Annotated in this window: 7 protein-coding genes and 1 pseudogene; 4 read left to right on the top strand and 4 right to left on the bottom strand. The window is 65.3% G+C overall.

Translation table 11 applies throughout. From position 1 onward, the window contains the following. The 3 genes from EN879_RS17100 to ptsP all read left to right on the top strand — a co-directional run. On the top strand, positions 1-773 hold a 773-nt coding region (locus EN879_RS17100; protein ID WP_127274148.1), incomplete at its 5' end, for a PTS glucitol/sorbitol transporter subunit IIB. 109 nt (positions 774-882) lie between these two features. Continuing rightward, the gene (locus tag EN879_RS17095) at positions 883-1,263 is read left to right on the top strand and encodes a PTS glucitol/sorbitol transporter subunit IIA (RefSeq protein WP_013529330.1); all 381 of its coding nucleotides are present in this window, start codon (positions 883-885) and stop codon (positions 1,261-1,263) included. A gap of 56 nt (positions 1,264-1,319) precedes the next feature. Next, entirely contained in the window at positions 1,320-3,299 is a 1,980-nt protein-coding gene (gene ptsP, locus EN879_RS17090) for a phosphoenolpyruvate--protein phosphotransferase (RefSeq protein ID WP_063169123.1), read from the top strand. Between the two features lie 14 nt (positions 3,300-3,313). On the opposite strand, the gene EN879_RS17085 is transcribed toward ptsP, so the two are convergent. Next, on the bottom strand, positions 3,314-4,111 hold the full coding sequence (locus EN879_RS17085; protein WP_063169122.1) for a hypothetical protein: 798 nt from the start codon (positions 4,109-4,111) through the stop codon (positions 3,314-3,316). A 156-nt stretch (positions 4,112-4,267) separates the two neighbouring features. Here EN879_RS17085 and EN879_RS17080 point away from each other — a divergent pair, with 156 nt between their 5' ends. Further along, entirely contained in the window at positions 4,268-5,278 is a 1,011-nt protein-coding gene (locus EN879_RS17080) for a sugar-binding transcriptional regulator (RefSeq protein ID WP_013529333.1), read from the top strand. Here EN879_RS17080 and EN879_RS17075 read toward each other — a convergent pair. The 3 genes and pseudogenes from EN879_RS17075 to EN879_RS39970 all read right to left on the bottom strand — a co-directional run. Next, entirely contained in the window at positions 5,265-6,116 is an 852-nt protein-coding gene (locus tag EN879_RS17075) for a TIGR01459 family HAD-type hydrolase (RefSeq protein ID WP_063169121.1), read from the bottom strand. The two genes, EN879_RS17080 and EN879_RS17075, sit on opposite strands and share 14 nt — an antisense overlap. Further along, on the bottom strand, positions 6,113-7,387 hold the full coding sequence (locus tag EN879_RS17070; protein ID WP_164774441.1) for an FGGY-family carbohydrate kinase: 1,275 nt from the start codon (positions 7,385-7,387) through the stop codon (positions 6,113-6,115). The genes EN879_RS17075 and EN879_RS17070 overlap by 4 nt, the downstream gene beginning before the upstream one ends. Positions 7,388-7,394: 7 nt before the next feature. Then, positions 7,395-7,535: pseudogene (locus EN879_RS39970) on the bottom strand (class II aldolase); the annotation flags it as partial.

Raw genomic sequence — 7,535 nt, 5'->3', positions numbered from 1 at the left:
GCACCGCACGATGCGGCGTCTATCCGCGCAAACGTATCCCGACCGTCAATCTGACGCCGGTCGGTCAATCCGGGCCGCTGGCCCAGTTCATCACCGAGGACATCTACGTTTCGGGCGTGAAGCCGGCCAACATCACAATGGCGGACGGATCCGAAACGATCACGACTGCAGGGGGAGCAGCAGCGATGAGTTCAAACAACAATGCGACCGCGGCACCACAGCCGCTGCCGAGCGAAGGTGGGCTGATCGGCCTCATCAGCACGATCGGCCGCGTCATGGGACGTATCGTCGGCATCTTCTTCAATGCCGGCCGCCGCACCATCGACCAGGTCATCCGCAACGTGCTGCCGTTCATGGCCTTCGTGACCATGCTCATCGGTCTGATCCTGTATACCGGCATCGGCGATGTGCTGGCGCAGCCGATGGGTCCGCTGGCCAACAACATCGTCGGCCTGCTGATCATCTCGGCGATCTGCGGCCTGCCGTTCCTGTCGCCCATCCTCGGGCCAGGCGCTGTCATCGCGCAGGTCATCGGCGTCGCCATCATCGGCCCGCAGATCGCCAACGGCACGATTTCGCCGGCAATGGCACTGCCGGCGCTGTTTGCCTACAATACCCAGGTGGGCTGCGACTTCGTCCCCGTCGGCCTGGCGCTCGGCGAGGCCAAGCCTAAGACGATCGAAATCGGCGTTCCGGCGGTGCTCATCAGCCGCCAGATCATGGGTCCGGTCTCGGTGCTGATCGCCTGGGTCGTCAGCCTGATCGTGTTCTAAGGCAATTCCGGGAAAAGCGCACAATGCTTTCCCTTGGAAACTGCGTCAAAACAAAGAGATAGAGCGGTTCACCGCTCTAGGGAAAGTTTGAGAAAATGAGGTTCGCCATATGACGGTTCTTTTGAGAACACGGGTCACTGCCATCGGCCCCGAAGTGGCGGACCTTGCCGAAGGGGGCGTGGTCATCCTGTTTGCGGATGGCTCGCCGCCGGAGCTTGCCGAGGTTTCGGTGCTCCACAAGGCGGAGCAGGGACCAAGTGACGGAGCGCCCGCCAAGGGCGCTTCGATCACCCTCGGCCCGGTTGCCGCTGTTATCACAGCGGTCGGCTCCAGCGCGTGGAGCAAGGTGCTGGAAATGGGTCATGTCGTCATTTCGTTCAACGGCGCTACCGAGGCCGAGAGACCGGGCGAGATCTGTGCGTCGCAAGTCGATCCGCAAGCGCTCGTGGCCGCCCTGAAGACCGGCGCGATCATCACCATCGCCGCCTGACAGCATTCGCGCCGCGGCCCATGTTGGGAGCGGCGCCCAAAACCAGAGTATTTGCCATGGAACGCTCGACCATCGTCAGAGTGCATGAAGGTTTGCACGCCCGTCCCGCGACGCGGTTCGTGAAGCTCGCCAAGGGCTTCGAATCCGACGTCGAACTGATCAAGGACGGCAAGGCGGTCAGCGCCAAGAGTTCGGTCAAGCTGATGCTGCTGGCGGTCAAGGAGAACCAGGAAGTCACGGTGCGGGCGAATGGCGCCGATGCCATCGAGGCGCTCGAGGCGCTGATCGGCTATCTCGAGAATCCGCGGGCCGGCCTCGATGATGAAGCGGAAGCGCAGAGCCCAGCCAACGATGCCGGGCAGGAAGCGGCACCCGCGCCGGGATCCGTGCCGGCGGCACCTGGCGGGGCAAACCGCTTGCGTGGCGTGGCCGCCAGCGAAGGTTTCGCCATCGGCCCGGCCTTTGCGCATTTCCCACCCGATATCGCCGGACAGGGCCGCATGTTGCGGGCCGAGGAGATAAAAGGCGAGATCGACAGGTTCCGCACGGCTGTCGGCGCGGTCCAGGCCCGCATGGATCATGCGTTGGCGCAGGACAGCCTGTCGGCTGGAGACCGCGGCATCGTCGCCGCGCTGCGCGATATCGCCGCCGACGACAGCCTGACTGGTGAGGCCGAGGGCCTGATCAAGGGCGGCAACGACGCGGTTTCCGCCGTCATCACCGCCGCCTCCACCATTGCCGCCGAATTCAGCGCCGTCGACGATCACTATCTCAACGCGCGGGCAGATGATGTCCACGCCGTTGGGCGGCAGATTTGCCTGGTGTTGCTGGGCCAAGACGATGTCAGCCTCGAAAACATCCCCGAAGGGGCTATCCTGATCGCCGACGACATCGGCGCCTGGGATCTGGCACGCGCGCCGCTGAAGCGTATCGGCGGCGTGGTGTGCGGCCATGGCGGCGCCACCTCGCACATCGCCATCATCGCGCGCTCGCACGGCATTCCGGCAGTGCTCGGCCTCGGCGACCAGGTCAATGCCTTGCGTACCGCGCGAGACGTCGCGCTCGACGGCAATGCCGGCCATGTGATCATCGACCCCGACGAGGCGACCCGTGCCGATTTCGCCGGCCGCGTCGAAGCGGCGGCAAAGGAGCGCGCCGGGCTGACCGTCTTCAAGACGGTGACGCCGAAGCTCGCCGACGGCAGGATCATCGAGGTGGCGGCCAATATCGGCTCACTCGAGGAAATCGAAGCGGCGCAAGAGGCTGGTGCCATGGGCATCGGCCTGTTCCGCACCGAGCTTTTGTTCATGCGCCATATGCATCTGCCCTCGGAAGACATGCAGGCCGAGACCTATGCGGCGCTGGCCAAGGCTTTTGCGCCTTATCCGGTCATTGTGCGCACGCTCGACATCGGCGGTGACAAGCCGATTGCCGGCATCGAATTTCCCGACGAGGAGAATCCCTTCCTCGGCTGGCGCGGCATCCGCATGTGTCTCGACCGGCCCGACATCTTCAAGCGCCAACTGCGGGCGCTGCTGCGCGCAGCCGTGCACGGCAACATCAAGGTGATGCTGCCGATGGTGTCCGACCTCTCGGAGGTCAGGCAGACGCGCGTGCTGGTCGACGAATGCACGGCCGAGCTGAAAGCCGAAGGCGTGCCGCACGCATCATTCGATCTCGGCGTCATGATCGAAACCCCGGCCGCCGTGCTCATCGCCCCGGCGCTGGCCAAGGAGGTCGCTTTCTTCTCGATCGGCACCAACGATCTGACCCAGTACATCATGGCCGCCGACCGGCTCAATCCGACCGTCGCCAAGCTCAACGATGTCACCAATCCGGCCGTCATATCGGCGATCGAAATGACGGCAAAAGCCGGCGTCGCCGCCGGTATCATGGTCGGCATGTGCGGTGAGGCGGCCGGCCGTCCGGATCTGATTGCGACCTTCGTGAAGATGGGGCTGACCGAACTCTCGATGAGCCCGGCTTCGATCCAGCGCGCCAAGAAAGCGATCATGGCCATGGCCGCTGAAGGCTAGCCCAGGCCGGCTGACTACGGCAGATGGGCAAGCAAGGTGGCGAAGACCGGTGTCAGCTCAGCGATCGGGTTTGCCTTGGCGCAAGCCTGAACGATGCGATCGTGGCGAATATCCGCCGCCAGGATCGCGATCTCCAGCATGTCCGGCTCCGGCGCGCCGTCGCTGCCGGTGGTCGCCAGGCCGCAGGCCAAAGCGAGCGGCGCCAGGCAGCTTATGTCGAGCGCCCGGCCGCCCGCCGGCGTTCCCGGCACGGTCTCGGCAAAGCGAACGGGACGCTGATTGAGGCACTCGACCAGCAGCGCCGAGCAGGTGGCCGCGATTGCCTGCAGTCCGGCACCCGGCGCGGCCAATGCGGCCAGGAGATCGCCATGCCGCTTGCGCATCGTGGCATGGACGGCCGCGAAATCGGCTTCGTGGATGCGGGCATTGTCGATGTTCAGGCCGGCAAGCACCGCTTTGGTCAGATAATACATATCGCGCCGGAACAGGCGCTCGGCGTCCAGTTGGCGATCCTCGTTGCCGACCGGGAAATAGGTGCCGAGGCCCTTCACCGTGGTGCCGTCCACCTTGATCGGGCGCTCATGCGGGACGAAAGCTTCGGCGATCGACAGTGCTTCGTCGACGGCACTCGCGGCATGGCTGAGCAGGCCTTCGATGCCCTTGCCTGGAAACGGCGGCAGATGGCTGGTTGCTTCGCGCAGGATGCTGGCATCGCCGCTGCCGTCATGGCGGCTCTGGCGGATGATTTCGCGGACTTCCCGCAGCCGGTCCTTCAGATTGACGCGGACATCTTCGGAGATTTGTCGGAGCATCGCGGATCGCCTTGAAATTTGCTGCGGATAGCCGACCGGGGCAGCCGCCACTCTCTACATTGTTCCTATCGATAGGTAGATCAATAGGCGATACTAGACCAGCATGCAGAATCGGCGGCGGCGCCCTCGTCCGTCGCCGCAGGGGGAGAGACAGACTTGGGCAGACGACGACAGGGCGAAAGCGAAGACGGTCGAGGCGAGGCAACCGAGCAGGTCGCCAGCGAAAGCCGGACGGATCGCCTCAGGATTCGCGCCGCCTGGATGTATTTCGTCGAACAGATGACGCAGAACGAGATCGCCGACGTGCTCGGCGTCGGTCGCGTCACCATCGTGCGCATGCTGGCGGATGCCCGGGCGCGCAACGAAGTGAAGATCACCATCGAGAGCGAATTGTCGGAAATCGTGCGGCTTGAGCGCGCATTGGAGAAGACGTTCGGGCTGCAGCAGGCGCTGGTGGCGCCGCTTTCGGCAGCCGATGCCGATCCCATACCAGCGATCAGTGCCAAAACCGGCAGCTTCCTGTCGGACACGATGAAGTCCGGCATGCGGGTCGGTGTCGGCTGGGGGCAGACGCTGTTCTCGAGCCTGCCTTTCATCAGCGCCAAGTCGCTCACCGACTTCAAGGTGATTTCGCTGCTTGGCGGTGTCGGCGTCGTGCGCCGGGTCAACCCAGCCGAGTTCGCCTGGCGCTTCGCTCAGATATTCCAGGGCGACGGCTATCTGATGCCGACACCAGCCGTGGTCGACAGCGTCGAGACCAAGATCGCCCTGATCGAGCGCTGCGGCCTGCAGGAGATTTTCGAAATGGCCGACGTGCTCGATGCCGTTCTGCTGAGCGTCGGCGGGATCGCCTCGGCCACCACCTTCTCTCGTGGTGGCTTCCTCAAGGAGGCGGATCGGGAGGCCCTGCTTGCGCGTGGCGCCGTGGGTGACCTCCTGTTCCATTTCTTCGACCGCAACGGCGATCTGGTCGACCACCCCGTCAACAGCCACGTGATGTCGGTGGATGTCGACCGTCTGCGCAAGGCACCGATCCGCATCCTCACCTCCGGTGGCGAGGAGAAAACCGAAGCGCTGCTCGGCGCCATGACCCTCATCGCCCCAACCATCCTGATCACCGACGAGGAGAGCGCGCGGCGCATGCTGGAAGCGGTCAGCGGAAGCTGAAGCTGTCCATGATGTAGTCCGGCCAGGCCTGCTGTTCGTCGAAAACAGCGGCGAGATCCGGTGTGTCCGCCAGTATTCCGCTCAGCACCAGCGCGGTGGCGATGCCGGTGCTGTTTCCCCCCGATATGTCGTGTTCGACGCTGTCGCCGACGCAGACCACGGTGCCACGGTCCGGCTCGCCGGCCAGCGCCAGCGCGGCGTCGAAAATCGCCGTGTCGGGCTTGCCGATGCGGGTAACGCTGCCGCCCAGGCTTTCGTAGAGATCGGCCAGCCGGCCGGCGCCGAAGCGAGGGCCAACGGCCGTCAGCATGATGATGTCGGGATTGGTGCAGAAACACGGCACCCGCCGCTCCGCCGCCGGCGCGAACAGCCTGCGATAATGGTCAAGGTCAAAGCGGTCACCCTCGCTGGCCGCGATCAGCACCAGCTCGGCCTCATCGCCGGACCCGGTCAGCGCAAATGGCAGGCCTTCGATCGCGGAGCGGTCATTGTCGCGGCTGATCAGCAGGCATTTTGTCCCCGGGCGCAGCTTTCCCGACGCCGCCATCTCCCCAAAGGATCGCCACGCCACCTCGCCGGAAGAAACGAAATGATCCCAGCTTCCCGGTTCGAAGCCGAGTTTCATGAGCCGGCTTTCATTGGGTTGAGCCCGCCTGCCGGAGTTCGAAACCAGCACCACGGTCTTGCCGGCGCGTTTCAGCGCCGATAGCGCTGCCGCCGCGCCTGGATAGGGCCGCGTGCCGTCGTGCAGCACGCCGAACTGGTCGAGCAGGAACACATTATAGCGCTCCGCCAGCGGCCCGAGGCCGTCGAGACGTTCGATCGTTTTCGCGCTCATAGGAGTCCTGCCCGGCTTGCACCCATCAGCGCCAGCCGCGCCGTGCCGGCGGCGGCCTCGTCGGAAAGCGCGGGCAGGAAATCGACGCCGAGCCTGCGACGCCGGATTGCCGTCCAGGCCGGGTTCGCTGCCCCGCCTCCGACGCTCCTGACCGATATCAGCGTGGGCGCGCCGAGCTCGGCAAGCCTGTCATAGCCGAGCGCTTCGATCGCGGCGATGCCTTCGAACATCGCTTTCAGATAATCGGCGTCGTCCGCCGGCCGCGGCGCAAGGCGAGGCGGCAGCGCCGGATCGGCGATCGGAAACCGTTCGCCCGTGGCGGGAAGCGGATAGTAATCGAGGCCGGTGCCCGTCTCCGGGTCGATTGTCGCGCTGAGTTCGATGATACGGGCGAGCGGAAAGTGCTGGGCCAGCACCTTGCCGCCTGAGTTCGAGGCACCGCCCGCCAGCCAGGCGTTGCCGAGCCGGCGGCTGTAGATGCCGAAGCGCGGCGCCGAAATCGGCCGGTCGGACAGGATCTTGATGGTCAGCGAGGATCCCAGCGCAGTGACCCCGTCGCCGATCGCGGCGGCACCGGTCGCCAGGAACGAGGCGCAGCCATCCGTGGTGCCGGCGACGACGGCCACATCGCGCGGCAAGCCGAACAGTTCCCCGGCTTCCGCGGTGAGGGCGCCCGTGACCTCGCCCGGCACGATCACGCGCGGCAGCAACTCCATGCGCATTCCGGTCGCCGCGATCCATTCCGGCCAGCGGCGGGCCTCGACATCATAACCTGTCTTCAGGGCATTGTTCTCGTCGCTGACGTCGAAGCGGCCGGAGAAGTTTCCGGCAATCCAGTCGGCCTGATGCAGCACTGCCGCAATGCCCGGTAGATGCTGGAAGCGCAGGGCCTTGGCGAGGCCGGATGTCGCTCCGTGCGCTGCACTTGCAGCCGGCGCGGTGCGGGCGATCGCGGCCAGGATGTCGTCGTCATCGACCTTGTCGTTGTACATCAGCGGTTCGGCCAGCGGCAGCCCGGCGGCGTCGACCGGCAGCAGCGTGCCGGAGGTGCCGTCGACGGCGATGGCGCGGACCGCCGTGCGGTCGATGCCGGAAAGCAGCTCCGTCAGCGCCGCCTTGACCGCTTGCCACCACGCCGTGGGGGCTCGGCCATCGCCGCCAAACCTGTCGAGTGGAACGGCCGAATGCCCGGCTATGGAAAAATCAGGGCGCATGGCGACGGCGCGCGCACCTGATGTGCCAATGTCGATGCCGATGACAAGTGGCATCATGTCCATGCTAGCCGCCAGCCGCGTTGAGCTTCTGGCGATACTGCTCGGCGTCCCAGTTGACCAGCTCGTCATTCTCGGAAGCGGTGAGATAGTTCAGCCGCGCGGCGATATCGATGCGCGCCGTCACGTCGGCGAGGCAGCGTTGCAT

This window comes from Mesorhizobium sp. M7A.F.Ca.AU.002.02.1.1 (assembly GCF_003998535.1).
Taxonomy (GTDB): Bacteria; Pseudomonadota; Alphaproteobacteria; order Rhizobiales; family Rhizobiaceae; genus Mesorhizobium; species Mesorhizobium ciceri.
This window is presented reverse-complemented; position numbering and strand designations above follow the sequence as displayed.

Excerpts from the sequence above, each read along its gene's own strand:
- EN879_RS17085 (WP_063169122.1), bottom strand. The coding sequence starts at position 4,111 with ATGCTCCGACAAATCTCCGAAGATGTCCGCGTCAATCTGAAGGACCGG.
- EN879_RS17095 (WP_013529330.1), top strand. The coding sequence starts at position 883 with ATGACGGTTCTTTTGAGAACACGGGTCACTGCCATCGGCCCCGAAGTG.
- ptsP (WP_063169123.1), top strand. The coding sequence starts at position 1,320 with ATGGAACGCTCGACCATCGTCAGAGTGCATGAAGGTTTGCACGCCCGT.
- EN879_RS17075 (WP_063169121.1), bottom strand. The coding sequence starts at position 6,116 with ATGAGCGCGAAAACGATCGAACGTCTCGACGGCCTCGGGCCGCTGGCG.
- EN879_RS17070 (WP_164774441.1), bottom strand. The coding sequence starts at position 7,387 with ATGATGCCACTTGTCATCGGCATCGACATTGGCACATCAGGTGCGCGC.